This window comes from Streptomyces sp. NPDC127106 (assembly GCF_042677605.1).
Lineage (GTDB): Bacteria > Actinomycetota > Actinomycetes > Streptomycetales > Streptomycetaceae > Streptomyces.
This window is the reverse complement of the sequence record NZ_JBHXTC010000036.1, coordinates 46,810-69,850: the sequence shown is the minus strand read 5'-3', so window position 1 is coordinate 69,850 and position 23,041 is coordinate 46,810. Positions and strand designations below refer to the sequence as shown.

The following is a 23,041-nucleotide window of genomic DNA, read 5'->3' as shown; positions in this document are numbered from 1 at the left end:
GCCCACCGACAACCCGAACGCCCCGCGCCCCCACGCTCCGCGCCCCCGGGCGGGCTCGGCGGGGCTCAGCCCGCGATCAGCTTGCCGCCCTCGGCCCGGACCGGGACGGCGGGCAGCGGGTCGGTGGCCGGGCCGCGCAGCACCTTGCCGGTGGCCACGTCGAAGCGGCTGCCGTGGCAGGGGCAGTTGCCCTGCCCCTCGACGATCTTGTCCAGGACACAGCCGGCGTGCGTGCACTGGGCGCTGAACGCCTTGTACTGGCCCTCCGCCGGGCAGCTGACGACGAGTTTCCGCTCGCGGTACAGCTTCGCGCCGCCGACCGGCACGTCGGCCGCGGCGCCCAGTTCCACCGGGGCGGTGGGGACGGCCGGGGAGCCGGCGCCGCTGTTGGTCTCGGTGGAGCAGGCGGTGAGCGCGGCACCGGCCCCGGCGGCCCCGACGATCGCGGCGGCGCCCTTGAGCACGGTACGGCGGGCAGCGGGCGACGGCGCGGACATGCGGTTCTCCTGGCGTGAGGGTTCGGGGCCCGTCCGACGATACCGGCGGGGGATGGGATACCTTCCCCCGCGTGATCGTCGTCGGTGGAGAAGCCCTGATCGACCTCGTGCCCGGGGCGCAGCCGCCGGGTGCGCTGCTGCCGCGGCCCGGTGGGGGTCCGTACAACACCGCCGTGGCGCTGGGCCGGCTCGGCGCCGAGGTGGCCTTCTGCTCCCGGGTGTCGTCCGACGGGTTCGGCGAGAGCCTGCTGGCGGGGCTGCGGGCGGCCGGGGTGGACTGCTCGCTGGTGCAGCGCGGCCCGGAGCCCACCACGCTGGCCGTGCCCTCGCTGGGCCCGGACGGCTCGGCGGCGTACGGCTTCTACGTGGAGGGCACCGCGGACCGGCTGTTCCGGCTGCCCGGGACGCTGCCGCGCCGGACCCGGGCGCTGGCGCTCGGCACCTGCTCGCTGGTGCTGGAGCCGGGCGCGAGTGCGTACGAGGCCCTGCTGCGCCGGGAGGCCGGGCGCGGGCTGCTGACCCTGCTGGACCCGAACGTGCGCCCGGCGCTGATAGCGGATCCGGCGGCGTACCGGGCCCGGTTCCTGGGCTGGCTGCCGGCGGTGTCGGTGCTCAAGCTGTCGGAGGACGATGCCGACTGGCTGGGCGGGCGGGTGGCGGACTGGTTGGCGGCGGGGCCGTCGGCGGTGGTGCTCACCCGCGGGGCGCAGGGGATGAGCGTGTGGACGCGGGAGGGCGGCCGGTACGCGGTGCCCTCGCCTGCGGTGGCCGTGGCGGACACGATCGGCGCGGGCGACACGGTCAGCGCGGCCCTGCTGCACCGTCTGGCGGGGCCGGGCGGCGGCCCCGACGGCGCGGTGGACTGGCCGGAGGTGCTGGCCTACGCCTCCCGCGCGGCGGCGCTGACCTGCACCCGGACGGGGGCCGAGCCGCCGTACGCGGCCGAGCTCGACTGAGGGGGCCGGCCCGAAGGGTGTCGGGGCAGACGGCTGCCCCTGCCCGAAGGTGTCCCGGGCAGGGGCAGGGCCGGCACTGCGTTGCCCCGCAGCGGGCGCCGCTACGCCTTGCGGGCGCGGGCCGTGGTCCTCTTGGCCGCGGTCGTCTTCTTGGCCGCGGTGGTCTTCCTGGCGGTCGTCTTCTTCACCGGGGCGGCGGCCGGGGCCGCGTCGGAGATCCGCTCCGCGCCGAGGATGTCCCGCAGGAACTTGCCGGTGTGGCTGTCGCCCACGGACGCCACCTGCTCGGGGGTGCCCTCGGCGACGACGAGTCCGCCGCCGTAGCCGCCCTCCGGGCCCATGTCGATGACCCAGTCCGCGGTCTTGATGACGTCCAGGTTGTGCTCGATGACGATCACCGAGTTCCCCTTGTCGACCAGCCCCGACAGCACCTTGATCAGCTTCGAGATGTCCTCGAAGTGGAGGCCGGTCGTCGGCTCGTCCAGGACGTACACCGTCCGCCCCGTCGAGCGCTTCTGCAGCTCCGACGCCAGCTTCACGCGCTGCGCCTCACCGCCGGACAGCGTCGGCGCGGACTGGCCGAGCCGGACATACCCCAGGCCGACCTCGGTCAGCGTCTTCAGGTGCCGGGCGATCGTCGGGACCGCCTCGAAGAACCCCAGTGCCTCCTCGATCGGCATGTTGAGGACCTCGGCGATGGACTTGCCCTTGTAGTGGACCTCCAGCGTCTCCCGGTTGTACCGGTCGCCGTGGCAGACCTCGCACGGGACGTACACGTCCGGCAGGAAGTTCATCTCGATCTTGATGGTGCCGTCGCCGGAGCAGTTCTCGCACCGGCCGCCCTTGACGTTGAAGGAGAAGCGGCCCGGCAGGTAGCCGCGCACCTTCGCCTCCATCGTCTCCGCGAACAGCTTGCGGATGTTGTCGAAGACGCCGGTGTACGTGGCCGGGTTGGACCGCGGGGTGCGGCCGATCGGCGACTGGTCGACGTGCACGACCTTGTCGACGAGATCGTCTCCCTCGACCCGGGTGTGCCGGCCCGGCACCGAGCGGGCGCCGTTCAGCTCGCGCGCCAGGTGCGTGTACAGGATGTCGTTGACCAGCGTCGACTTGCCCGAGCCCGACACGCCCGTGACGGCCGTGAGCACGCCCAGCGGGAAGGAGACGTCGATGTCCCGCAGGTTGTTCTCCTTGGCGCCGTGGACCGTGAGCTTGCGGTCCCCGTTGACGGGCCGGCGCACGTCCGGCACGGCGATGGACCGCTTACCGGACAGGTACTGCCCGGTCATGGAGGCGTTGTTGTCCAGGAGCTCCTTGAGGGAGCCGCTGTGCACGACCTTGCCGCCGTGCTCACCGGCGCCCGGGCCGATGTCGACGACCCAGTCGGCGGTCTTGATCGTGTCCTCGTCGTGCTCGACGACGATCAGGGTGTTGCCCATGTCGCGGAGCCGGACGAGCGTCTCGATCAGCCGGTGGTTGTCGCGCTGGTGCAGGCCGATGGAGGGCTCGTCCAGCACGTACAGCACGCCGACCAGGCCGGAGCCGATCTGGGTGGCCAGTCGGATGCGCTGGGCCTCGCCGCCCGACAGGGTGCCTGCGGCACGGTTCAGCGACAGGTAGTCCAGGCCCACGTCGACGAGGAAGCGGAGCCGCTCGTTGACCTCCTTCAGGACCCGCTCGGCGATCTTCTTGTCGCGGGCGTCGAGCCGCAGCCGGCCCAGGAACTCCGCGCATTCGCTGATCGACATCGCGGCCACCTCGGCGATGGACCTCTCCATCACCGTCACCGCGAGCACGATCGGCTTGAGCCGGGTCCCCTCGCAGGTGGGGCAGGGCACCTCGCGCATGTAGCCCTCGAAGCGCTCGCGGCTGGCGTCGCTCTCGGACTCCGCGTGCCGGCGCCGGACGAACGGCACGGCGCCCTCGAAGGCCGTCGTATAGGCGCGCTCGCGCCCGTAGCGGTTGCGGTAGCGGACCTCGATCTGCGTCTTGTGCCCGTACAGCAGGGCCTTCCTGGCCCGCAACGGCAGTCCGGCCCACGGGATGTCCGTACGGAAGCCCAGCTCTCCGGCGAGGGCGCCGACGAGCCGCTGGAAGTAGTCCTTGGTGTGGCCGAGGGACCACGGCGAGACGGCGCCCTCGTCGAGGGACTTCTCCTCGTCCGGGACGATCAGCTCCGGGTCCACCTCCATGCGCGTGCCGATGCCGGTGCATTCGGGGCAGGCGCCGAAGGGCGAGTTGAAGGAGAAGGAGCGCGGCTCCAGCTCCTCGAACGACAGGTCGTCGTACGGGCAGTAGAGGTGCTCGGAGAACATCCGCTCGCGCTCGGGGTCGTCCTCGGCGAGGTCGACGAAGTCCAGGATCACCATGCCGCCGGAGAGGCCGAGGGCGGTCTCCACGGAGTCGGTGAGGCGGCGCTTGGCGCTGTCCTTGACGGTGAGGCGGTCGACGACCACCTCGATGGTGTGCTTCTCCTGCTTCTTCAGCTTCGGCGGCTCGGAGAGCTGGATGGTCTCCCCGTCCACCCGGGCCCGGCTGTAGCCCTTGGTCTGCAGGTCCGCGAAGAGGTCGACGAACTCGCCCTTGCGCTCGCGCACCAGCGGCGAGAGCACCTGGAAGCGGCTGCCCTCGGGCAGCGCGAGCACCTTGTCGACGATCGCCTGCGGCGACTGCCGCGAGATCGGGCGGCGGCACTCGGGGCAGTGGGGCTTGCCGATGCGCGCGAAGAGCAGGCGGAGGTAGTCGTAGACCTCGGTGATGGTGCCGACCGTCGAGCGCGGGTTGCGCGAGGTCGACTTCTGGTCGATCGAGACCGCCGGGGAGAGGCCCTCGATGAAGTCCACGTCGGGCTTGTCCATCTGGCCCAGGAACTGGCGGGCGTACGACGAGAGCGACTCGACGTAGCGGCGCTGCCCCTCGGCGAAGATCGTGTCGAAGGCCAGGGAGGACTTGCCGGACCCGGACAGACCGGTGAAGACGATGAGCGAATCGCGGGGCAGGTCGAGCGAGACGTTCTTGAGGTTGTGCTCGCGAGCGCCACGAACGATGAGTCGGTCGGTCACGCCGGTCCGCACCTTTCTTGAGAGAACGGGGCACGGGCCCCCGTCCCAGGGTATGGGGGGCGCCTCTGCATCGGGGTCGAGCTGACGGAGTCAGGCTGGACTTCCGAGCGTATAGCACGCGCATTCGATTTACGGCACTCCGCCGACCGCTTCACCCGTTCGTGTGGCCGCGGGTCCGGGCCACTAGGCTCGGCTCCATGACCGATCATGCGCACGACCTGCACGTTGTACGTGAAGCCACGGAGCGGCTGCTGACCGCGGTCGCACACCTGGACAACGCCGCCCTGGCCGAGGAGTCACACCTCCCGGGCTGGAGCCGCGGCCATGTGCTCGCCCACCTCTCGCGCAACGCCGACGCCCTCGTCAACGTCTTCGCCGGGCGGCCCATGTACGACAGCGCCGAGGCCCGCGACAAGGACATCGAGGAGGGCGCGGGCCGCCCGCTCCGGGAGCAGCTCGCCGACCTGCGCGCCAGCCACGACCGTTTCATGGCGCAGACCGAGGGCGACCAGGACTGGTCCCGCACCGTCGAGCTCCGGGGCGGCGTCACCGACCTCGCCTCGAACGTGCCGTTCCGCCGGCTCGTCGAGGTCGAGCTGCACCACGTCGACCTGAACGTCGGCTACGGGCTGGAGGACCTCCCGGAGGAGTTCACCGGCCGCGAGATCGACTTCCTCGCGGACCGCTGGTCCGCGCGGCCCGAGGTGCCGCCCACCGCCCTGGTCGCCGACGACGGCCGCACCTGGCGCACGGGGTCCGCCGGGGAGCCGGCCGTCACCGTGTCCGGCCCGGCCGCCGCGCTGCTGGCCTGGCTGGCCGGCCGCGGCGACAAGGGCGCATCCCTGACCACCTCGGGCGGCCCCCTCCCGACCCTCCCGCCGCTCTAGGATCAGAACATGACGTACACCGGAGCGGTCAAGGTCGGCGGTCCCGCCGACGTACACGAACTTGCGGACCTGATGATCTCCAAGGTCGCGGTGGGTCCCATGGACAACAACGCCTACCTGCTGCGCTGCCGGGCCACCGGCGAGCAGTTGCTGATCGACGCGGCCGCCGAGCCCCGGACGCTGCTGAACCTGATCGGTGACGACGGCATCGCGTCCGTCGTCACCACCCACCAGCACGGCGACCACTGGGGCGCCCTGAGGGAGGTGGTCGACGCGACCGGCGCGCGGACGTACGCCGGCGCCCTGGACGCCGAGGGCATCCCCGTGCCCACCGACGTGCCCGTCGAGGACGGGGACGTGATCAAGGTCGGCCGGGTCGAGCTGACCGCACGGCACCTGGTCGGGCACACTCCCGGCTCGATCGCCCTGGTCTACGACGACCCGCACGGGCACGCGCACGTGTTCACCGGGGACTGCCTCTTCCCCGGCGGCGTCGGCAACACCCACAACGACCCGAAGGCCTTCGCCAGCCTCATCGACGGCGTGGAGCAGAAACTCTTCGGCGAACTCCCGGACGAGACCTGGGTCTACCCGGGCCACGGCAACGACACCACGCTCGGGGCCGAGCGGCCGCATCTGGCCGAGTGGCGCGAGCGCGGCTGGTAGGTCTCGGTCACCCTTCGGGCTCCGTGCACTCGTTCCGGTCGAAGATGACCGAAGGCACGCCCCGGGGGTGCGGGGAGGGGTAACTGCTGCACCATGCAACAGGACCCTTCCCCGTCCCCGGTTCCCCGATCCCCCTCGATGCTGCGCCTCGCGTCGGCCGCGCTCGCCGGCACCGCCATCGAGTTCTACGACTTCTTCGTCTACGGCACGGCCGCGGCGCTGGTCCTCGGCCCGCTCTTCTTCCCCTCGTTCTCCCCGCTCGCCGGCACCCTGGCCGCCTTCGGCACGTTCGGGGTCGGCTTCCTCGCCCGCCCGCTGGGCTCGGCGCTCTTCGGGCACATCGGCGACCGGTACGGGCGCCGCCCGGTGCTGCTCGCCTCGCTGCTGCTGACCGGGTTGGCGACGGTGGCGGTCGGCTGCGTGCCCACGTACGCCTCCATCGGGCTGGCCGCGCCGGTGCTGCTGCTCGTGCTGCGCTTCCTCCAGGGCCTGGGCCTCGGCGGCGAGTGGGGCGGGGCGGTCCTGGTGACCGCCGAGCACGCTCCCGAGGGGCGGCGCGGGCTGTGGTCGAGCTTCCCGCAGGTGGGCCCGTCGGTGGGCTTCCTGCTGGCCAACGGCGTCACCCTCGCGCTGTCCGCGACGCTGACCGACGCCCAGTTCGCGTCCTGGGGCTGGCGGCTGCCGTTCTGGGCGGCGGGGCTGCTGGCCCTGGCCGGGCTGTGGCTGCGGCACTCGGTCGAGGAGACCCCGCAGTTCCGTGCACTCGCCGAGTCCGGGCAGCGGGCCGAGGCCCCGCTGTCGGAGGTGGTGCGCGGGCACTGGCGGCTGATCCTGCTGACCGGCGGGGCGCTGGCCGCGGCGTACGCCGTCTTCTACGGGGTGAGCACCTGGTCCCTGGCGTACGGCACCGAGCACCTCGGCGTGGACCGCTCCACGATGCTGGTCTGCATCATGACCGGTGTGGGGATCATGGCCCTGTGGACGCCGGTGGCGGCGGTCCTCGGCGACCGCTGGGGCCGGCGCCCGCTGTGCCTGGCCGGCTGCGCGGCCTGCGCGCTGTGGATGTTCCCGTTCGCGGCGCTGCTGGGGACGGCCGACGCGGTGCCGATGGCGGTGGGGGCGGTCGGCGCACTGCTGTGCATCGGGACGGTGCTGGCGGTGATCGGCGCGTACCTGCCGGAGCTGTACGCCCCGCGGATCCGCTGCACGGGTGCGGCCGTCGGCTACAACCTGGGCGGGGTGCTGGGCGGGGCGCTGACCCCGATCGTGGCCACGGCGCTGGCGGACGGCTCCGGTGCGCCGTGGGGCGTGGCGGCCTACCTGGCCGGGATCGGGGTGGTGAGCCTGGTCTGCTTCGCGCTGCTGCCGGAGACCAACCCGGAGCTGCTGCGGCGGGCCGCGCACACGGAAGCGGGGGCGGCCGAAGCGACCGCCCCCGTGTAGCCCCGGGCCGGGGCCTGCCGTACCGTGCCGGCGTCAGGCCTCGATGCTCTCCGGGGCCTGCTCGCCGTCCCGGCGGGCGGCGGGCACGGCCGCCGCCTCGGCAGCAGCCTGCTTCTTCGAGGCCAGCAGGCTGGTGATGGTGGTGACGACGAGGACGGCGCAGATGACCCCGAGGGAGACCAGGATGGAGATCTGCGGGACGTGGACCCCGCTCTCGTGCAGGGCGTGGAGGACCAGCTTGACGCCGATGAAGCCGAGGATGACGGACAGGCCGTAGCTGAGGTGGACCAGCTTCTTGAGCAGGCCCCCGATGAGGAAGTACAGCTGGCGCAGGCCCATTAGGGCGAAGGCGTTGGCGGTGAAGACGATGTACGGGTCCTGCGTGAGGCCGAAGATCGCGGGGATCGAGTCCAGGGCGAACAGCACGTCGGTGGTGCCGATGGCGAGCATGACCACCATCAGCGGGGTCAGGATGCGCTTGCCGTTGTTCGTGATGAAGAGCTTGGTGCCGTGGTACTTGTCGGCGACGCCGAACTTCTTCTCGATCGACTTCAGGAGGCGGTTGTCCTCGATCTCCTCCTCTTCCTCACCGGCGCGGGCCTCCTGGACGAGCTTCCAGGCGGTGTAGATCAGGAAGGCGCCGAAGAGGTAGAAGACCCAGGAGAAGGTGGTGATGATCGCGGCGCCGGCGGCGATGAAGATCGCGCGCAGGACCAGGGCGATCAGCACGCCGACGAGCAGCACGCGCTGCTGGAGGTGCGAGGGCACCGAGAACTTCGCCATGATCAGGACGAAGACGAAGAGGTTGTCGACGCTCAGGGACTTCTCGGTGATGAAGCCGGCGAAGAACTCCTGGGAGGCCTGGGCGTTGCCGAAGTACAGCAGGCCGAGGCCGAAGAGGGCGGCGAGGACGACCCAGACGACCGTCCAGGTGCCGGCTTCCTTGATCGACACGTCGTGCGGCTTGCGGCCGATGAAGAAATCGGCGCCGATGAGGATGCACAGACCGAGAATGGTCAGCACCCATACGTTCAACGAAACATCCACGGTTCAGGCCTCCGGCAGATGGCTTGGCACACAGGTCAGCGACATCGCTGCCGGAGGTCTCTTCCACCCTGGCGGCCTGGAGGCCGTGGGCCGGCGCCCCGGGACCGCCTATGGGTCCGTACTGACGGGCACGCCGTAGCAGGAAAGCAGGAATACTCCCCTCCGCGGGCACCAGGATACCCGCGGAGGACCGAAAAGGTAAAGGGAACACCAAGGACTGGTCACGGGCGGGCATGGCGGCGGGCCGTGGCGACCCGCTGCAGCGCCTCCTCCAGGACCAGGCTGCCGGGCGGCGGCAGGTCCGGCTCGAACGTCCAGTGGTGGCCGACCCACGGGTCGGCGAGGTGGTCGTCGGGCACCGGCGTCAGCCGCATCAGCGAACGCCACAGGGGGTCCAGCAGGGGCCCGTACGCCGAGGCCTCGTCGCGGTCGGCCACCAGCAGCAGGTGCACGCCGACCGCCGGGCCCTCGTCGGCGAGGTACCGCAGCTGCGTGACGGCCCGGTCGTCGAAGCCGTGCGGGAAGTCGTGCACGATCAGCAGCTGCTCGGCCGTGTCCACGTCGGGCGGCAGCTCCTCGGGCGCCCCGGCCCGCAGCGCCATCTGTACGAGGTCCACCCGCCGGGTCAGCAGCGCCAGGGTCGCGGAGACCCCGGCGGCGCCGGTGGCGGGCGGCGCGGCGAGCACCCCGGAGTGCACCAGCGGGCCCAGGGAGCCGGCTCCGGCCCCGGCCGCGTCGATGACGTGGACGGAGAGCCGGCCGGCGGGGTGGACGGCGAGCAGCCGAGCCGCGTGCGCGACGGCCATGTCCATGGCGGCCTTGCGGAGCCGGGCGGTGTCGGTGGCCATCGCGGCCTCGGAGCCGGTGCGGCCGTTGTCGATCCACAGGCCGCGCTCCAGCGGGACCCGTACGAGCATGGGGATCCGCAGACCGGGACGCTCCGGCAGGTGCAGGTCCCCGAGGCGCAGGGCCAGCGGGGCCTCCTCGGGCAGCGCGTGCCCGTGCCAGACGGGGTTGGACCAGCGGGCGTACGCGGCCGGCAGGGCCGGTTCGACCACCTCGGACTCGGCGGCCAGCTGGCCGAGGTCCCGGTCGAGGGAGGCCTTGGCCTGGGCGACGAGTTCCTCGCGGCGGGCCCGGGCCACCGCCTGCGCGGAGGCCCCGGCCGCGCGGTCACGCGGGTCGGACAGGGCCTGGTCGAGCTCGCGGTCGAGCCGGGAATCGGCGAACTCGCAGGCGCTGCGGTAGGCCGCGACCGTCCGGGCCAGGTCCTCGAACATGCCCCAGACCTGGTTGTAGAGCCGCTCGTCCAGGGACCAGCCGGAGGCGTCGCCCGCGACGGGGACGGGCGGCTCACCGGACCGGCCGGGCGCGGGGCCAGCGGGCGCCGGCTCGGGCGGCTCGCTGGTGGTGCGGCGGCGGCGCGGGTGCACGTAGTCGACGGTCGGCGGCCCGCCCGCGGTGTCCGCGGAGCCGGCGGCCGGGCCGGGGCCCGGCGTGCCCGGGTACGGGACGCCGGAGACGGGGACGGTGACCGGCTCCGGCCCGGCCGAACCAGTCGGCCCGGCCGAACCAGTCGGCCCGGCCGAACCAGTCGGCCCGGCCGAACCAGTCGGCCCGGTCGATCCGGGGACCGCCAGGCCCTGCGGCGGGGTGGGCGCCGCCGCGGCCTGCACGGGCGTGAGGGCACGGCCGTCCGCCGCGGCCGAGCCCGCCACCGCCGAAGCCAGCTCCGCGGCCGCCGGCGCGCCCAGCCCGGCATCGGCGAGCAGTGCGGCGAGCCCGCCGGCGTAGCCCTGGCCGACGGCACGGACCTTCCAGGCACCCTGGCGGCGGTACAGCTCCAGGGCGACGACGGCGGTCTCCGGGTCCAGGCCGGTCAGCGCGTACCCGGCGAGCGGGCCGCCCTCCGGGACGGCCACGGCCACGTACGGCGCCGGGAGCGCCCCGAACCGGGCCGGGCCCCCGGGCGGCAGCACGAGCACCACCTTGACCTGGTGCACCTCGGGCCCGACGGCGCCGAGGTCGACCGCGAGGCGGTGCTCGCCCGCCGCCTGACCGGGCACCTGCAGCCCGGGCGGCGCGGAGGAGCCGGGGCGGGCCAGCGCGCCGGGCCCCGTGAGCCGGCCCTCGCCGTCGCAGACGGCAGCCAGGGCGAACACCGGTGCGCCCGCCGTGACCCTGATCTCCACCCGGCTCTGGGACAGGGGGTGGTTCTGCCCCCGGACCAGTTCGGCCGTCATCGTGCAGCCCTCCCCCGTGGCCTTGTCTCTTCCGTTCCGCCGTGTACTGCTTACAGGTGCGGCACGATCGCCGGCATCAGGTCCTGGAACGTGCGGCCGTTGGCCGCCGCGCCCAGGGCCGTCATCTGCCAACCGGTGCCCGCGCGCGACACCTTGGCCATGATCTGCGCCGTGTACTGGCCGCCGCCGTCGAGGGTGTACCGGGCCAGCTCCTGGCCGTTGGTCTCGTCGACGAGGCGGCAGAACGCGTTCTGCACCTCCTGGAACGTCTGGCCGGTGAACGAGTTCACGGTGAAGACGATCTGGTCGATGTGGACCGGGACGCGCTGGAGGTCGACGAGGATCGACTCGTCGTCCCCGCCCTGTCCGGCGCCGCCGATCAGGTTGTCGCCGGTGTGCCGGACCGAGCCGTCGTCGCTCTGCAGGTGCCGGAAGAACACCACGTCCACCGGCTGCTTCTCGGCGAACAGCACCGCCGAGGCGTCGAGGTCGACCTCCCGGGTCCGCGAGCCGAACAGGCCGCGGCGCTTGGCCGCCTGCCAGCCGAGGCCCATGCGGACCGACGTCAGCGATCCGCCGTCACCCTTCGTCAGGCTGATGGCCTGACCCTTGGTCAAGTTGACCGTCACGCGCTGTCCCCTTTCCATAGCCACCCCCAGGCAGCGTGTACCTGCGGCTGCCGCCAACCCTACTGACCTCGGCGGGGGTCAGGCGAGGCCCGCTTCCTTCATCTGCCGCAGCTCCTTCTTCAGCTCGCTCACCTCGTCCCGGATCCGGGCCGCGACTTCGAACTGGAGCTCGGCCGCGGCGGCCCGCATCCGCTCGGTCATCTGCTCGATGAGCGAGGCCAGTTCCTCGGCCGGTCGGTCCGTCACCGCCACGCCGGCCTTGGCGCCCTTGGCGCCCTTGGCCGCCTTGCCGCCCGGCGCGGCCTTCGCGGCCCCAGACAGGGCGGGCACCGGGGCCTTGGCACCCTTGCCGTCCTTCGCCTGGCGGTAGCCGGTGCCGAGCAGCTGCTCGGTGTCCAGCTCCTCGCGGGCGAGGGTGGCGACGATGTCGTTGATCTTCTTGCGCAGTGGCTGCGGGTCGATCCCGTTGGCCTTGTTGTACGCGATCTGCTTCTCCCGGCGCCGGTTGGTCTCCTCGATGGCCTTCTCCATCGCCGGGGTCATCTTGTCCGCGTACATGTGGACCTGACCGGAGACGTTGCGCGCCGCGCGGCCGATGGTCTGGATCAGCGAGGTGCCCGAGCGCAGGAAGCCCTCCTTGTCGGCGTCGAGGATCGCCACCAGGGACACCTCGGGCAGGTCCAGGCCCTCGCGCAGCAGGTTGATGCCGACCAGCACGTCGTACTCGCCGGCCCGCAGCTCGCGCAGCAGTTCGACGCGGCGCAGCGTGTCGACGTCGCTGTGCAGGTAGCGCACCGCGATGCCGAGCTCCAGGAAGTAGTCCGTGAGGTCCTCGGCCATCTTCTTGGTGAGGGTGGTGACCAGGACGCGCTCGTCCCGCTCCACGCGCTGCCGGATCTCGTGCACCAGGTCGTCGATCTGCCCCTCGGTGGGCTTGACGACGACCTCGGGGTCGACGAGACCGGTGGGGCGGATGATCTGCTCGACGAAGCCGTCGCCGCGGGAGAGCTCGTACGGGCCGGGGGTCGCCGACAGGTAGACCGTCTGGCCGACCCGCTTCAGGAACTCCTCCCACTTCAGCGGCCGGTTGTCGAGCGCGGACGGCAGCCGGAAGCCGTGGTCGACGAGGGTCCGCTTGCGCGAGGCGTCACCCTCGTACATGGCCCCGATCTGCGGCACGGTGACGTGCGACTCGTCGATGACCAGGAGGAAGTCGTCCGGGAAGTAGTCGAGGAGGGTGTGCGGCGGGGAGCCGGGCTCGCGGCCGTCCATGTGCAGCGAGTAGTTCTCGATGCCGGAGCAGGAGCCGATCTGCTGCATCATCTCCAGGTCGTACGTGGTGCGCATGCGCAGCCGCTGGGCCTCCAGCAGCTTGCCCTGCTTCTCCAGCTCCCCCAGGCGCTGGGCGAGCTCCGTCTCGATGCCCCGGATCGCGTTCTGCATGCGCTCGGGGCCCGCGATGTAGTGGCTGGCGGGGAAGACGTACAGCTCGCGGTCCTCGCTGATCACCTCGCCGGTCAGCGGGTGCAGCGTGGACAGGGCCTCGATCTCGTCCCCGAACATCTCGATGCGGACGGCCAGTTCCTCGTAGACCGGGAAGATCTCGACGGTGTCGCCGCGCACCCGGAACGTGCCGCGGGTGAAGGCCATGTCGTTGCGGGTGTACTGGATGTCGACGAAGCGGCGCAGCAGCTGGTCCCGGTCGATCTCCTCGCCGACCTTGAGGGGGACCATCCGGTCGACGTACTCCTGCGGCGTTCCGAGGCCGTAGATGCAGGAGACGGACGCGACCACGACGACGTCCCGCCGGGTGAGCAGCGAGTTCGTCGCCGAGTGGCGCAGCCGCTCCACCTCCTCGTTGATCGAGGAGTCCTTCTCGATGTACGTGTCCGACTGCGGGACGTACGCCTCGGGCTGATAGTAGTCGTAGTACGAGACGAAGTACTCGACCGCGTTGTTCGGCAGGAGCTCGCGGAACTCGTTCGCCAGCTGGGCGGCGAGCGTCTTGTTCGGCGCCATGACCAGAGTGGGCCGCTGGAGCCTCTCGATCATCCAGGCGGTCGTCGCCGACTTGCCGGTGCCGGTCGCGCCCAGCAGGACGACATCCTTCTCACCTGCGCGAATGCGCTTCTCCAGCTCGGCGATGGCCGTCGGCTGGTCACCGCTCGGCTGATAGGAGCTGACGACCTCGAAAGGCGCCACCGTGCGTTCGATCTTCGATACGGGCCGCATGACTCCACCGTACGACCCGCCACCGACACTCACGCACCCGCACGGCCCGCGGGCGGACGGACGGACGACCCGGCCGGGCCCCGCACACCCCGGCGCGCTTCCCCCTTTCTGGTCCGTTTGTCGTAGTTCGGTGGCGGCCCGGTGATCTTCAAGCCCATGATCGCTTCAACGGACACCGCAGTCGCCGCCCCGCGCAACGGCTGCCGTTCTGCGCCCGTTTGACGCCGGAGCAGGGTTCACGACCCGAGGAGAACGCACATGTACGTCCGACCCTCCGCAGCGGCCGCCGCCGCATTCCTGGGCTTCACCCTCACCGCGCTGGGCGGGTCGGCCACGGCCACCGCCACCGACCCCGGGTCCCCCGCCGGCCGGCCGGGGGTGCTGGGCCCCGTCGTGTACGCCCACCGGGGGGCTTCGGCGTACGCCCCGGAGAACACGCTGGCCGCGGTCGACGCGGCGCTGCGGCTGGGCTTCGACTGGGTCGAGAACGACGTCCAGCGCACCCGGGACGGAGAGCTGGTCGTGATCCACGACGACACCCTGGCCCGCACCACGAACGCGGAGGAGGTGTTCCCGGACCGCGCGCCCTGGCGCGTGCGGGACTTCACGGCGGCGGAGATCGCGCGGCTCGACGCGGGCAGCTGGTTCGACCCGGCGTACGCGGGCGCCCGGGTGCCGACCCTGCGGGAGTACCTGGACCGGGTCGAGCGCAACCGGCAGCGGCTGCTGCTGGAGATCAAGAAGCCGGAGCTCTACCCCGGGGTCGAGGCGCAGACCCTGAAGGTGCTGGAGGAGGCCGGGTGGCTGGACCGGGGGCACGTGCAGCGCCGCCTGGTCGTGCAGAGCTTCAGCGCCGAGACCGTGCGCATCGTGCACGACCTGCGGCCGGACCTCGTCACGGCGTTCCTGGGCACGCCGAAGGTCGCCGACCTGCCGAAGTACGCCGAGTTCACCGACCGCATCAACCCCTGGCACACCACCATCACGGCGGAGTGGGTGGCGGCGGTGCACGGCCTGGCGGGGGCCCACGGCAAGACGATGGAGGTGGACACCTGGATCGTGGACGACGCGGTGACCGCCCGGAAGGTCCGGGGGATGGGGGTCGACGGGATCATCACGAACGCCCCGGACGTGGTGCGGCAGGCGGTGATCGGGGGATTCGCCGGCTGAGCCGCTGCGGACGGCCCGCGCCCACCGGGGGCGGGGGCTGTCGGCGCGGGGCCCGGCGGAGCGGGGGCCGTCGGGGCGGGGGCTGTCGGCGGCCGCCCGTACGGTGGAGGGGTGGACACCACCGAGCGGCCGCGCGGGCCGCACCTGGAATGGACCGTCGTCGCGAGCGACATCGGTCCGCTGCTGCTGGCCGCGACCCCGGAGGGCCTGGTCCGGGTCGAGTTCCATGCCGGGCCGGACCGGGTCGAACGGATGATCGGCGCGCTCATATCCCGGCTCGGCGCCGACGCGCGGCGGCCGGAACCGGGCGCGGAGGTCCTGCTCGCCGAGCCGGTGCGCCAGCTCTCCGCGTACTTCGCGGGGGCGCTGCGCCGCTTCGAGCTGCCACTGGACTGGCGGCTGAGCTCCGGCTTCAACCGGACGGTGCTCCAGGAGCTGGACCGCTCGGTGCCGTACGGGTCGGTCGTCGGGTACGGGGAGCTGGCCGCCCGCGTCGGGCAGCCGGGCGCGGCCCAGGCCGTGGGCCATGCCATGGGGTCCAATCCGCTGCCGCTGGTGGTGGCCTGCCACCGGGTCGTGGAGAACGACGGGGGGATCGGCGGCTTCGGCGGCGGGGTGGAGACCAAGCGGGCCCTGCTCGCCCTGGAGGGCGTGCTCCCGCAGCCGCTGTTCTGACGGCCTGGCGCCGGCCGTCAGGCCGGGGTCCGGACGGGGCGCCGAGCGGGTGTTCTTCCTGTTCCGCCGGGCGGTAAGGGGTGGGAAACTGCTGCGGTGACTACTCCTGCCGCACCAGGTTCCGCCGCTCCCGTCGCCCTCCCGACGCGCTGTCCGGGACGTCCGCAGTGAGCGCCGCACCCGGCACGGGAACGGGGACCGGCACCGGCCGGCCCGTCGTGACCGTGGACCCGGCCGAGCTGCCCCGGCTGCGCCGCCGCACCTCCTTCGTGCTGATCGCCTCCCAGATCCTGGGCGGCCTCGGCGTACCCGTCAGCATCGCCCTGACCCCGGCCCTGGCCACCGAGGTCAGCGGCACCGAGGCGCTGTCCGGGCTCGCCTCCACCGCCGCCGTGGTCGGCGCGGCGCTCGTCTCGCTGCCCCTCGCCGCCCTGATGACCGCGCGGGGCCGCAGGCCGGGGCTGGTCCTCGGGTACGCGATCGGAGCCGCGGGCGCGGCCCTCGTGGTGCTGGCCGCCGTCATCCGGAGCTTCCCGCTCCTGATGCTCGGCATGGCCGCGTTCGGAGCCGCCTCTTCCGCCAACCTCCAGGCCCGGTTCGCCGCCGCCGACCTGGCCGTCCCGGACCACCGGGCCCGGGCCATCTCCGTCGTGGTCTGGGCGTCCACCATCGGCGCGGTGCTCGGCCCCAACCTGTCCGCCCCCGCCAGCCGCACCTTCGCCGGGACCTCGATACCCGAGACGGCGGGCCCCTTCCTGTGGGCCGGCGCCGTCTTCGTCCTCACCGGCATCCTGATCGCCGTGCTCCTGCGTCCCGACCCGCTGCTGACGGCCCGGGCGCTGGCCGGGCCCGAGGAGCACGTGCACGGCGGCCACTCGGTGCGCGCCGGGTTCGCGGCCGTCAAGGCCTCCCCGCGGGCGCGGCTCGCGCTGATCACCGTCGCGGCCTCGCACACCACCATGGTCTCGATCATGGTGATGACCCCGGTCGACCTGGGCCACCACGGCGCCGGGATCCAGCTCATCGGCCTGGTGATCAGCGGGCACATCGCCGGCATGTTCGCCTTCTCGCCGGTCATGGGCTGGCTGTCGGACCGGCTCGGCCGGCTGTCCGTGATCGGCCTGGCGGCCGGCCTGCTGTCGCTGGCCGCCCTGCTCGCCGGCACCGCGGGCCCGCGCCACGGGCAGACCGCGCTCGGCCTGTTCCTGCTGGGCCTCGGCTGGTCCGCCGGCATGGTGTCCGGCTCGGCGCTGCTGACCGACTCGGTGCCCGCCCGCGCCCGGGCCGCCGTCCAGGGCCTGAGCGACCTGACGATGAACACCTGCGCGGGCGTCGGCGGCGCCCTCGCCGGCCTGGTCATGGCGGAGGCGGGCTACGGCTGGCTGAACGCGATCGGGGCCTCGCTGCTGCTGCCGATGGCCGTGCTCGCCCTGTTCACCGCACGCCGCCATCCGGCGGTCAAAAGCTGATGTGGTAGGCCTTGCGCAGCGTCTCGTGCACGGTCCAGGTGGTCCGGTCGCCCGCGCGGAGCAGACCGGCGGAGCCGGGTCCCACCTCCAGGGTCGCGCCGCCCTCGACCTCGATGGTGGCGCGGCCGCTGACGACGACGAACAGCTCGTTGGCCTCGACGTCCGTGACCACCCCCGGGGTGATCTGCCAGATGCCGCGCACCTGTGCGCCGTCCGGGGACTCCCACAGCACCTTGCCCGTCACGACGGGGCTGCCGGAGACGATCTGGCCGGGGTCCAGCTCCTCGGCCTCCAGTTCGGCGTCCGGAACGGCCTGGACGGAGACGGCGAAGGAGGCGGGGGCCGCCGCGGCGGCGGCCGCGGTGCCGTGGTCGTTGGTGCTCATGGCGCGCCAGCGTAGTGCGGCCGGGCCCGGCCACGGAGCGGCCACTGTGTCCAGCGCGGCCCGGCCGGGCGAGGCACCCTGTCGGGGACGGCGACAGGACGGCGACAGGACGGCGACAACCGGCCACTGCGCGGGCCCCGCGTTTGGCGGTGCTGATCGCGTGCCAGGGATGGGGGCATGTCACAGCACACAGCATCCGCATCGCTGCCCCCGCCCGGCACGCCCGTCCTGTCCGAGGAAGTCCGCGAGGCACTGGAGCAGGGGCAGCCGGTCGTGGCCCTGGAGTCCACGATCATCACGCACGGCATGCCGCGCCCGCGCAATCTGGCGGTGGCCGCCGAGCTGGAGGCGATCGTCCGCGCCGAGGGGGCCGTTCCGGCCACCGTCGCCGTCGTGGACGGGGTTCCCCACGTGGGCCTGGACAAGGAGCAGCTGGAGCGGATCGCGGGCGGCGAGGGGGTGCGCAAGCTCGGCCACCGGGACCTGGCCCCCGCCGTCGCGGCGGGGGCGACGGGTGCGACGACGGTGTCGGCGACAGCGTTCCTGGCCGCGCGGGCCGGGCTGCGGGTCTTCGCCACGGGCGGGCTGGGCGGCGTGCACCGGGAGTGGGTGCAGACCCAGGACGAGTCGGCGGACCTGCAGCTTCTGGCGCGGACACGGATCACGGTGGTGTGCGCCGGGGTGAAGTCGATCCTGGACGTGCCGGCCACGCTGCAGCGGCTGGAGACGCTGGGGGTGACCGTACTGGGGTACGGGACGGAACGTTTCCCCGGCTTCTACCTGGCCAGTTCCGGAGAGCCGGTGGACTGGACCGTGCACCGGCCGGAGGAGGTCGCGGAGGTGATGGCCGCTCAGGACCTGCTGGGCGGCCCGGAGTCCGCGCTCCTGGTGGCCAACCCGGTGGACAAGGCGGAACAGCTGGATCCGGGACTGCACGACCGGGTGCTCGCGGAGGCCCTCGACGAATGCCGCGGGCGGGGGATCACGAGGCAGGAGGTGTCCCCCTTCCTGCTGGACTTCCTGGTGCGGGCCACGGGCGGGGCCTCGTTGGAGGCCAATCTGGCGGCGGTGCGGGGCAACGTGGCCCTCGGGGCCAGGATCGCCGGGGCCTGGGCGGCACGGCAGTGACGGCGGCCGGCCCGGAGCCGGAACCGGACGGGGGGCCGGGTGCGGGGCCGGCTCCGGATCCGGGGCCGGAGACCGGTTCCGGTTCCGGCTCCGGTCCCCGGACCGGTTCGGGGACCGGTCCGGGGGCGCTGCTGGTCGTCGGGGACGTGGTCACGGACGTGGTGGCGGTGCACCCGGAGCCGCTGGTTCCGGCCACCGACACGGCGGCCCGGATCCGGACCCTCCCCGGTGGCGCCGGGGCCAACGCGGCCTGCTGGGCGGCCTGTGCCGGGCTCGCCGACGTACGCCTCCTCGCGCGGGTGGGCGCGGAGTCGGCCCAGTGGCACGAGCGGGCCCTGCTGGCCTGCGGGGTGCGGCCGCGCCTGGTGGTCGACCCGGACGCGCCGACGGGGACCGTGGTGGCCCTGGTCGGCAAGGACACGGAGCGGACCTTCCTGACCGACAGCGGGGCCGCGCTGCGGCTCTCCCCCGCCGACTGGTCGGCCGGGCTGCTGGACGGGGTCGCCCACCTGCACCTCTCCGGCTACCTGTACTTCGCCGACAGCAGCCGCGAACTGGCCCTGGTCGCGCTGCGGGACGCCCGCGCCCGCGGGGTGCCGGTGAGCGTGGACCCGGCCTCGGCAGGGTTCCTGCTCACGCTGGGGCCGCAGCCCTTCCTCGATGCCGTGGCGGGGGCGGGCGTACTGCTGCCCAACGAGGACGAGGCCCTGCTGCTGGCCGGGCTGCCGCGGACCGCCGGGGCGGCCCGGGCGGCGGCGGAGCTGAGCCGGCTGGTGCCGCTGGTGGTGGTCACCCGGGGCGCGGCGGGGGCGCTGGTCGCCCAGGGGGGCCGGGTCACGGCGGAGGTGGCCGCGGAGCCGGTGCGGGCGGTGGACTCGACGGGTGCGGGGGACGCGTTCACCGGCGGGTTCCTGGCGGCCCGGCTCGCCGGTGCCGACCCGGTGGGGGCGGCCCGGGCCGGCTGCCGGTCGGCGGCCCGCGCGGTCACCCGGCTGGGCGGGCGACCTTGACGGCTGCCGGGCGGGGGGCCGGCTCAGCGGCTGAGGCCCGTCCAGGCGGGGTGGCGCGGGTCGTCCGCCCGGACCACCGCGTCGGCCAGCGAGGCGGGGTCGGTCTCGGCCTCGTAGCGGGCGAAGGCGGGCAAGGTCCAGCGGGCGGCCTCCTCGGTACGGCGGGCCAGCGCGCCCGGGGAGAGCCGGATGTGCACGCTGAGGTCGAAGGGGAACCAGCGGCCCAGCAGCAGCGGGCCGTGCACGATCACGACGGCGCCCGGCGGCAGCTCGGTGTACGGGCTGCGGGTGGCCCGGTCGGTGGCCGGGTCCCACAGGTCGGGCAGCACCCGCCCGGTGCCGCCCGGGTCGGTCGGGCCGAACACCTCCCGCCACAGGGCGGCCGTGTCGTACCAGCCGCCGAGGTAGGACTCGACGTCCTCGCGGCCGTACTCGAACCGCAGCGAGGCCGGCCGCAGGAAACCCGCGGCCGGAACGACGAGGGCCGTGCGGCCGCGCCCGCGCAGCGCCTCGGCGAGCAGTTCGGCGAGCCCACCGGTGTCGGCGGCGGGCGCGCCGTCGATACCGGCGCGCTGCCAACTCACCTCCCCCGCCTCCGGTTCGTGGTCGTCCAGATGGGCGGCGAGCTGCTCGGCCATCCGCTGCCAGGTGATCGCTTCCAGGTGCACGGGCCCATTGTCAGTGCCGGCCCCTAGCTTTTTGCCACGAGGGAACACCGGCGGGGAAGAGCCGTCGGGCCCGGCCTTGGGGAGGGGTCTGTCATGGCTCGCGAGACGACGTACCTGGAGCTGTCTCAGGACGGTGGCGGCGCGCACAAGTTCTACGAGGTGACGGTGGACGGCACCGCGGTCACCGTGCGGTACGGGCGCATCGGTGCGAGCGGCCAGGTGCAGAACTCGACCTTCCCCACCGCCGAGAAGGCCCGGGCGGCGGCCGCCAAGAAGGTCGGGGAGAAGGTCCGCAAGGGCTACGCGCCGGCGGTTCAGGGACAGCGGGCGGCCCGGCCGGTGACGCGCCGGCAGGTGGTGTCCGCGCCGTCGACGGCGCGCGCGGTCGCCCCGGTGCTGTGGCGGTTCCGCACGGGCGCCTCGGCGTTCGGGATCCACGTGGACGAGGACCGCTGCTGGGTCGGCAACCAGGCCGGCGACGTGTACACGCTCAGCCACGGCGGGGAGGTACTGGCCCGGTACTCGCTGCCGGACGGGGTGAAGTGCCTGGTGGCGGACGATTTCTGGATCTACGCGGGCTGCGACGACGGCGGCGTGTACGACCTGTCGTCGAAGGTTCCGTTCAAGGCGTACGCCATCGCCGAGGACGTGGACATCTTCTGGCTGGACATCCGCGAGGGCGTGCTCAACGTCTCCGACGCGAACGGCGGCCTGACGGTCATCGACCACGAGGACGAGTTCCAGTGGTCGCGCCGGTCCGCCGGCGCCCACGCCTGGATGGTGCGGGCGGACGAGCACGCCGTCTACCACGGCCACACGAACGGCGTGACGGCGTACGCCCCGGACGGCAGCGGCGAGTTGTGGCACACCCGGACCGCGGGCGGGGTGCTCTTCGGCTGGCAGGAGGAGCACGCGGTCTTCGCCGGCACGGGCCGCCACACCGTGCAGCGGCTGGCGAAGGACACGGGCGCGATCGAGGCCTCGTACCGCTGTGATGCGGCGGTGTACTCCTGCGCGACCTCTCCCGACGGCCGCCACGTGTTCGCCGGCGACTCCGCCTCGTCCGTCTACTGCTTCGACGCGGCCGGGAACAGGCTGTGGAAGCTCGGCACGGGCAGTGGCTCGGCCCTGTCCATGCAGTACCTGGACGAACGGCTGTACCTGGTCACCACGGACGGCTCGCTGGTCTGCGTGGACGCGAGCGAGGCGGCGATCAGCGCGGCCCAGCAGGGCACGGTGCCGACGGCCCGGGACGTGAAGTCCGCCGCCGCCCTGCCGGTGTTCACCCCGGCGGCTTCGGCCGCCGCCGTGGCGAGCGTGTCGGTGGCCGCGGCCCCGGCCGACGGCGTGGTGGTGGAGTGCGTGCAGCAGGGCAACCGGGTGCGGGTGCAGGTGGTGTCGAGCGGGTTCGAGCGCTCGTGGAACGTGCAGTTCCCGCGCGGGATCCGGGAGCCGGGAGCCCGCTACGTGGTGGACGGGCTGCATGCGGCCTCGGGCGGCTTCTACCGGGTGCGCGGGGAGATACGCCGCCTGGTGTGAGCGGGAGTCGCCCCCGCGGGTCCGGTCACCAGGCGTGGCGCTGGCAGGCGCACGGGGTGGCCGGGAGCGGGCGCGTCGGCGGGGATCGACAACGGCTCGCCCTCGGCGAGGGCGCTGGTCACGTACAGCACGACGGGCGTGGTGCCGAGGTTGCGGCCGAGGTGGAGGTGCTCGGGGCCGGCGGGTTCGATGAAGCTGGTCCCGGCCCGGTGCACCACGGTGGTGTCGTCGTGCAGGATCCGGGTGAGCGTCCCGGACTTGACGAGGACGATCAGCGGGACCCGGTGGTAGTGCCAGCCGGTGCAGGCGCCGGGCGCGATGACCACTTCCCGCCCGGCGAGGTCCGGTGCGCCGGTCCCGGCATCCGCCGCTGTCGCGGCCCTGCCCACACCTGCCGGTCTGCCGGTGCCCCGTATCGCCGGGACCGGTATGCCGGGGACCGGTATGCCGGGGACCGGTATGCCCGGGCCCGGTATCGCAGGGCGCTCCGTGGTCACCTGACGTCCGCTCATGCCTTCCCCCTCGGTCTTGGGCGGCGCCCCGGGCGTCACAGCCGCACCGCAGGTCACCGGCGCCCAACGGTAGGCGACTTCCCGAAATCGAGGGAGAGTTGGCGATTCCCGGACCGTCGTCCCACGCGAGGTGATAAAGGGGCCGAACGGCGGTATCACACGGTCATGAGCTTGGTCGTGTTCGAGTCGGCGAAGCCGATCCACTGCGCGCGGTGCCGTCGGGGACCGCTGCGGCATCTGGTGCGCGAGGCGGGCGTGCCGCGCTGCCTGGACTGCGTGGACCTCGGGCACCTGGTCTACCTGCCGCGCGGCGATGCCGCGCTCACCCGCCGGGCGCGCGAGGCCAGTTCACTGTCCGCCGTCGTCGTCCGCTTCAACAAGCGCCGTCGCCGCTACGAACGCCAGGGCATCCTCGTCGAGGATCCCGCCCTCGCGCGGGCCGAGCGGGCGTGTCTCGCGGACGCGGAGGCACGGGCCCGCCGCCGGGAGCGCGCTCGGCTGCGCCGTGCGGCCGAGGACACCCGGTTCACGGCGGCGTTCGCGGCGGAGATACGGCGGCTGTTCCCGGGCTGCCCGTCGGACCGGGCGGCGGAGATCGCCGCCCACGCCTCGGTGCGCGGCAGCGGCCGGGTCGGGCGCACCTCGGCCGGCCGGGCGCTGGACGAGCTCGCCGTCACGGTAGCGGTGCGGGCGGCGGTGCGGCACGTCGACACCGAGTACGACGCGCTGCTGGTGGCGGGCGTGCCGCGGTTCGCGGCCCGGGCCCGGCTGGCGCCGCAGATCGACGCGGTCCTGGACGCCTGGCGGATCCCGCCGGCCGCTG

The 23,041-nt window shown here is 73.4% G+C and carries 19 protein-coding genes and 1 pseudogene; 11 read left to right on the top strand and 9 right to left on the bottom strand.

Annotation, left to right across the window (positions count from 1 at the left end):
* Window positions 1-65: 65 nt before the first annotated feature.
* Window positions 66-497, bottom strand: coding sequence for a Rieske (2Fe-2S) protein (locus tag ACFVGY_RS26095; protein ID WP_385681306.1), 432 nt, complete (start codon window positions 495-497; stop codon window positions 66-68).
* A gap of 71 nt (window positions 498-568) precedes the next feature.
* Here ACFVGY_RS26095 and ACFVGY_RS26090 point away from each other — a divergent pair, with 71 nt between their 5' ends.
* Window positions 569-1,453 carry a carbohydrate kinase gene (locus tag ACFVGY_RS26090; protein WP_385681304.1) on the top strand — a complete coding sequence of 295 codons (885 nt, stop codon included), beginning with the start codon at window positions 569-571 and terminating at the stop codon, window positions 1,451-1,453.
* A 101-nt stretch (window positions 1,454-1,554) separates the two neighbouring features.
* On the opposite strand, the gene uvrA is transcribed toward ACFVGY_RS26090, so the two are convergent.
* Complete coding sequence (gene uvrA / locus ACFVGY_RS26085; RefSeq protein ID WP_385681302.1) at window positions 1,555-4,515, bottom strand: excinuclease ABC subunit UvrA; 2,961 nt, start codon at window positions 4,513-4,515, stop codon at window positions 1,555-1,557.
* Between the two features lie 197 nt (window positions 4,516-4,712).
* Here uvrA and ACFVGY_RS26080 point away from each other — a divergent pair, with 197 nt between their 5' ends.
* From ACFVGY_RS26080 to ACFVGY_RS26070, 3 genes are all read left to right on the top strand, one after another.
* Window positions 4,713-5,402 carry a maleylpyruvate isomerase family mycothiol-dependent enzyme gene (locus ACFVGY_RS26080; protein WP_385681300.1) on the top strand — a complete coding sequence of 230 codons (690 nt, stop codon included), beginning with the start codon at window positions 4,713-4,715 and terminating at the stop codon, window positions 5,400-5,402.
* A gap of 9 nt (window positions 5,403-5,411) precedes the next feature.
* Entirely contained in the window at window positions 5,412-6,068 is a 657-nt protein-coding gene (locus tag ACFVGY_RS26075; protein ID WP_385681298.1) for an MBL fold metallo-hydrolase, read from the top strand.
* Between the two features lie 93 nt (window positions 6,069-6,161).
* Complete coding sequence (locus ACFVGY_RS26070; protein ID WP_385681296.1) at window positions 6,162-7,511, top strand: MFS transporter; 1,350 nt, start codon at window positions 6,162-6,164, stop codon at window positions 7,509-7,511.
* Between the two features lie 33 nt (window positions 7,512-7,544).
* On the opposite strand, the gene ACFVGY_RS26065 is transcribed toward ACFVGY_RS26070, so the two are convergent.
* The 4 genes from ACFVGY_RS26065 to uvrB form a co-directional block, all read right to left on the bottom strand.
* Window positions 7,545-8,558, bottom strand: coding sequence for a TerC/Alx family metal homeostasis membrane protein (locus ACFVGY_RS26065; RefSeq protein WP_385681294.1), 1,014 nt, complete (start codon window positions 8,556-8,558; stop codon window positions 7,545-7,547).
* A gap of 221 nt (window positions 8,559-8,779) precedes the next feature.
* The gene (locus ACFVGY_RS26060; RefSeq protein WP_385681292.1) at window positions 8,780-10,801 is read right to left on the bottom strand and encodes a TerD family protein; all 2,022 of its coding nucleotides are present in this window, start codon (window positions 10,799-10,801) and stop codon (window positions 8,780-8,782) included.
* A gap of 50 nt (window positions 10,802-10,851) precedes the next feature.
* Entirely contained in the window at window positions 10,852-11,430 is a 579-nt protein-coding gene (locus ACFVGY_RS26055) for a TerD family protein (protein WP_385681290.1), read from the bottom strand.
* 78 nt (window positions 11,431-11,508) lie between these two features.
* Window positions 11,509-13,662, bottom strand: a complete 2,154-nt coding sequence (gene uvrB, locus ACFVGY_RS26050) for an excinuclease ABC subunit UvrB (protein WP_385681288.1) — start codon at window positions 13,660-13,662, stop codon at window positions 11,509-11,511.
* Between the two features lie 258 nt (window positions 13,663-13,920).
* Here uvrB and ACFVGY_RS26045 point away from each other — a divergent pair, with 258 nt between their 5' ends.
* From ACFVGY_RS26045 to ACFVGY_RS26035, 3 genes are all read left to right on the top strand, one after another.
* Window positions 13,921-14,832, top strand: a complete 912-nt coding sequence (locus ACFVGY_RS26045) for a glycerophosphodiester phosphodiesterase (RefSeq protein ID WP_385681286.1) — start codon at window positions 13,921-13,923, stop codon at window positions 14,830-14,832.
* 111 nt (window positions 14,833-14,943) lie between these two features.
* Window positions 14,944-15,507 (top strand): methylated-DNA--[protein]-cysteine S-methyltransferase, encoded by a 564-nt coding sequence (locus tag ACFVGY_RS26040; RefSeq protein ID WP_385681284.1) that lies wholly within the window; start codon window positions 14,944-14,946, stop codon window positions 15,505-15,507.
* A 167-nt stretch (window positions 15,508-15,674) separates the two neighbouring features.
* Entirely contained in the window at window positions 15,675-16,976 is a 1,302-nt protein-coding gene (locus ACFVGY_RS26035) for an MFS transporter (protein ID WP_385681282.1), read from the top strand.
* Here the strand turns inward: ACFVGY_RS26035 and ACFVGY_RS26030 are convergent.
* Window positions 16,966-17,361 carry a cupin domain-containing protein gene (locus ACFVGY_RS26030; protein WP_385681280.1) on the bottom strand — a complete coding sequence of 132 codons (396 nt, stop codon included), beginning with the start codon at window positions 17,359-17,361 and terminating at the stop codon, window positions 16,966-16,968. The two genes, ACFVGY_RS26035 and ACFVGY_RS26030, sit on opposite strands and share 11 nt — an antisense overlap.
* Window positions 17,362-17,538: 177 nt before the next feature.
* Between ACFVGY_RS26030 and ACFVGY_RS26025 the strand changes: the two genes are divergently transcribed.
* Window positions 17,539-18,489, top strand: a complete 951-nt coding sequence (locus ACFVGY_RS26025) for a pseudouridine-5'-phosphate glycosidase (protein ID WP_385681278.1) — start codon at window positions 17,539-17,541, stop codon at window positions 18,487-18,489.
* Between the two features lie 146 nt (window positions 18,490-18,635).
* Window positions 18,636-19,499, top strand: coding sequence for a carbohydrate kinase family protein (locus ACFVGY_RS26020; RefSeq protein WP_385681276.1), 864 nt, complete (start codon window positions 18,636-18,638; stop codon window positions 19,497-19,499).
* Window positions 19,500-19,522: 23 nt separating this feature from the next.
* Here the strand turns inward: ACFVGY_RS26020 and ACFVGY_RS26015 are convergent, their stop codons facing one another.
* A complete protein-coding gene (locus ACFVGY_RS26015; RefSeq protein WP_385681274.1) occupies window positions 19,523-20,167 on the bottom strand; it encodes a uridine kinase in 645 nt (214 codons plus the stop codon).
* A gap of 93 nt (window positions 20,168-20,260) precedes the next feature.
* Between ACFVGY_RS26015 and ACFVGY_RS26010 the strand changes: the two genes are divergently transcribed.
* Window positions 20,261-21,706, top strand: a complete 1,446-nt coding sequence (locus tag ACFVGY_RS26010) for a WGR domain-containing protein (RefSeq protein WP_385681272.1) — start codon at window positions 20,261-20,263, stop codon at window positions 21,704-21,706.
* Here ACFVGY_RS26010 and ACFVGY_RS26005 read toward each other — a convergent pair.
* The gene (locus ACFVGY_RS26005; protein ID WP_385681270.1) at window positions 21,670-22,218 is read right to left on the bottom strand and encodes a cupin domain-containing protein; all 549 of its coding nucleotides are present in this window, start codon (window positions 22,216-22,218) and stop codon (window positions 21,670-21,672) included. The genes ACFVGY_RS26010 and ACFVGY_RS26005 overlap by 37 nt on opposite strands.
* A gap of 165 nt (window positions 22,219-22,383) precedes the next feature.
* Between ACFVGY_RS26005 and ACFVGY_RS26000 the strand changes: the two are divergent.
* Window positions 22,384-23,028, top strand: a pseudogene (locus ACFVGY_RS26000) (DUF2293 domain-containing protein); the annotation flags it as partial.
* Between the last annotated feature and the right edge of the window lie 13 nt (window positions 23,029-23,041).